General features: G+C 45.7%; 1 pseudogene. It reads right to left on the reverse strand.

Annotated features, from left to right (window positions below):
* A pseudogene (locus tag R8N47_RS28170) lies at positions 1 to 527 on the reverse strand (methyl-accepting chemotaxis protein); the annotation flags it as partial.

Below are 527 nucleotides of genomic sequence, written 5' to 3' on the forward strand. Positions count from 1 at the left end.
TGTGACGGTTTGGATACTTTCACTGTCACGGTTGACTTGTTCGATGGCTTCGGCTGATTGATCCAATTGATCATTCAACTGCGCCACGTCGACACATACGCCTTCAACAATCGTCAAACCAGATTGGCTATCTAAGTTCGCAGAGCGGACATTTTCAGCAATGCTTTCTACTTGCTGAGCCACCGATTGAGCGGAAGAGGCCATCTCTTCGATCGCTGTTACGACTTGCTCAACTTCTTCTTGCTGACGATCCGCTTGGGTTAAGTTGCTATGAGCATCGCTTGCTACACTGGTCGAGTTACTTTCGACTAAATCGCTGGTAGAACGAATCTGGCCAACTAACTCATTCAGTTGATTTGCCATGCTTGCAACGCCGTTATTCAAATTCACAATCTCATTTTTAGAACGTTTACGAGACGACGGAATTTGTAAGCTGACTTCACCATTAGCTAGGCGCGTCATGTAAGAGTTCAACACCGTTAGAGGCTGTAAGCTGCGATTTAAGAACAGAGTGAGCACAACAAAAG

The organism is Vibrio sp. 2132-1 (assembly GCF_033344315.1).